Raw genomic sequence first — 1,690 nt, 5'->3', positions numbered from 1 at the left:
GCACGCGCGCCGAAATGTCCGCCTTTTAGGCAGAAATCGAATAACCCCAGGCATTTCCATCGCAGCTTAAATGAAGAAAAGCGCCAGTTCCGAAGAACTGACGCTTCCCAGTGGTGGCTCCGACCGGCGTCGATCCGGTGACCTTTCGATTTTCAGTCGAACGCTCTACCAACTGAGCTACAGAGCCTTAGGTGACAATGTCACCATGATTGCCGGAACTTCTTCCGGCAATCAGAGCGACCCTGACGGGACTTGAACCCGCGACCTCCGCCGTGACAGGGCGGCGCGCTAACCAACTGCGCTACAGGGCCTTGCTTGCAGTATCTCTACTACGATTGCGGTATCTCTACCGCTTTTTTCAAGGCTTCCAGCCTACCAGACTTTTCAGCCCGGCTTGACCAGTTCCTTGCGTACCCCCAACGGGATTCGAACCCGTGCCGCCGCCGTGAAAGGGCGGTGTCCTAGGCCGCTAGACGATGGGGGCCTGGAACAATCCGAATTCGCGACGGTCAACAACGCTATGCGTTTACCGCTTCTCGCTCGTCCGAACTGGACTCTAAAACTTTAGAGCATACTCAGGGATATTCCCAAATCGCGCAGCGTGGAACGCAAACGGGGTCTCAAACCAGGACGCAATCCGGACGCAGTGCCAGTCTCAAGCCACCGCTCAAGACCGCCGTGCCAGGGTTGGCGGTTTCTTGTTGAAAGACGTCCGAATTCCGCCAGTCCGTCCAGCTGCTCCCGGGCTAGATTGGCACCATGGCCACAAGCACACCAGTCTCTCCGGCGACCACACCCTCCCGGACCATCAGTAAGCTCGGCATTGCCGCCGTCATCGTCACCGTTGTCCTCTGGGCGTCCGCCTTCGTGGGCATCCGCGCAGTGGGACCCAGCTTCTCCCCGGGCTCCCTGACGCTCGGACGGCTGGTGGTTGCCGCCGTCGCGCTCGGCATTGTCGCCCTGCCTAGGCTCAAGCGCTGGCCCAAAGGACGCGAATGGCTGCCCATCCTCGCCTACGGCGTCATGTGGTTCGCAGGTTACAACCTCGCCCTGAACGCCGCCGAGCACATGCTCGATGCCGGAACCAGCGCCATGCTCATCAACGTCTCGCCGATCCTGATCGCCGTCCTGGCCGGCGTGATCCTGAAAGAAGGCTTTCCGCGCTGGCTGATCATCGGCAGCCTCGTGGCGTTCGGCGGCGTTGCGCTGATCGCGCTCGGTTCGGGACAGCGCTCGACGGCGGATGTCGCCGGAGTGCTGTTGTGCCTCCTTGCCGCTGTGCTCGCCGCGGTGAGCGTGATTGTCCAGAAGCCCGTGCTGCGCACCTTCTCCGCTGCACAGGCCACCTGGTTTGGCATCATGGTGGGCGCCGTGTGCTGCCTGCCGTGGGCCGGCCAACTAGTGGCCGAAGTGCAGGCCGCACCCCTTCCGGCCACCCTCGGCTTGGTGTATCTCGGAATTTTCCCCACCGCCATCGCTTTCACCACATGGGCCTACGCACTGTCCCTCATCGAGGCCGGGAAACTCGCCGCCACGACGTACCTGGTTCCGGGCACCACGATCCTGATTTCCTGGGCGGTCCTCAAGGAAATCCCCACCATCTGGGGCCTTGTGGGCGGCGTCATCTGCCTTGTGGCGTCGGGTTGACGCGGCGCCGTTCCCGCGGGATCACCCCCCGCTAAGAAGCCGG

At 62.2% G+C, this 1,690-nt stretch carries 3 tRNA genes and 1 pseudogene; 1 reads left to right on the top strand and 3 read right to left on the bottom strand.

What is annotated here, in order from left to right:
- Positions 1–111: 111 nt before the first annotated feature.
- The 3 genes from AHiyo1_RS10025 to AHiyo1_RS10015 form a co-directional block, all read right to left on the bottom strand.
- Positions 112–187, bottom strand: a tRNA-Phe gene (locus AHiyo1_RS10025).
- Between the two features lie 50 nt (positions 188–237).
- Positions 238–311 (bottom strand) — tRNA-Asp (locus AHiyo1_RS10020).
- 100 nt (positions 312–411) lie between these two features.
- Positions 412–484, bottom strand: a tRNA-Glu gene (locus tag AHiyo1_RS10015).
- Positions 485–759: 275 nt separating this feature from the next.
- Between AHiyo1_RS10015 and AHiyo1_RS10010 the strand changes: the two are divergent.
- Positions 760–1,682, top strand: a pseudogene (locus AHiyo1_RS10010) (DMT family transporter).
- The last annotated feature ends 8 nt before the right edge of the window (positions 1,683–1,690 follow it).

Source organism: Arthrobacter sp. Hiyo1 (assembly GCF_001263615.2).
Classification (GTDB): Bacteria; Actinomycetota; Actinomycetes; order Actinomycetales; family Micrococcaceae; genus Arthrobacter.
The sequence above is the reverse complement of the archived record's forward strand: the minus strand, read 5'-3'. Positions and strand labels throughout refer to the sequence as shown.